Origin of the sequence: Shinella sp. G-2 (genome assembly GCF_050172695.1) — a bacterium.
In the GTDB taxonomy this organism is placed as follows: domain Bacteria; phylum Pseudomonadota; class Alphaproteobacteria; order Rhizobiales; family Rhizobiaceae; genus Shinella.
On the sequence record NZ_JBBEYH010000072.1, the window covers coordinates 1 to 855 of the forward strand.

Below are 855 nucleotides of genomic sequence, written 5' to 3' on the forward strand. Positions count from 1 at the left end.
CTAGGACGGATCGACATTCACTGCATCCATATCATCGCTGCGATGAGGTGAATGAAGCCCGAGAAATGGACCGCCCTGCGTTCGTAGCGGGTTGCGAAGCGGCGAAAGTGCTTCATTCGACCGAAGCAGCGCTCGATGCGGTTGCGATGTTTATAGGCGCGTTCGTCATGCGCAAGGATGATCTTGCGCGATCGGTTTGACGGGATGACGGCCTCGGCACCCATGGCGGCGATGACCTCCCGTAAGGCATTGCTGTCATAAGCCTTGTCTGCCAGAACAGCCTCGCCGATCTGACCTTCCAGAAGAGCCGGCGCCTGGGTGATATCGCCGACTTGGCCTGCGGTTACGATGAATCGCAGCGGCCGACCCAACGCATCGGCCAGCATGTGGATTTTGGTGGTCAGTCCGCCTCGGGAGCGCCCCAGCGCCTGATCCTTGGCCCCCCTTTTCCAGACGCTGCCTGCTGATGGGCACGAACGATCGTGCTGTCGATCATCAGATATTGATTGTCACGGTCGGCCGTCAGCGTCTCGAAGACCTGCTCCCATATGCCAGCATGGCACCAGCGGCTGAAGCGCTTATGCACACTCTTCCACTTGCCATAGCGCTCCGGCAGATCGCGCCAATGCGCACCAGAGCGCAGAACCCAAAGACAGCCATTGATAAACACGCGGTTGTCCGAGCCGGTCCGACCCGGATCGCCAGACTTGCCCGGCAGCAGCGATGCAATCCTTGCCCACTGCCCATCGTTCAACTCATAACGCTTTGCAGCCATCCAGCTTCTCCGTGTTCAACACGGTAACCTATGAATCAGCAATCAGCCGATTTGGGAATCTTGAATGTCGATCCGACCTA

General features: G+C 58.4%; 1 protein-coding gene. It reads right to left on the reverse strand.

What is annotated here, in order from left to right; translation table 11 throughout:
- Positions 1–17: 17 nt before the first annotated feature.
- A protein-coding gene (locus V8U06_RS29160) for an IS5 family transposase (protein ID WP_427143643.1) occupies positions 18–775 on the reverse strand; the annotation gives its coding sequence in 2 pieces (ribosomal slippage) (positions 18–433 and positions 433–775; 759 coding nt in all).
- Positions 776–855 lie beyond the last annotated feature (80 nt).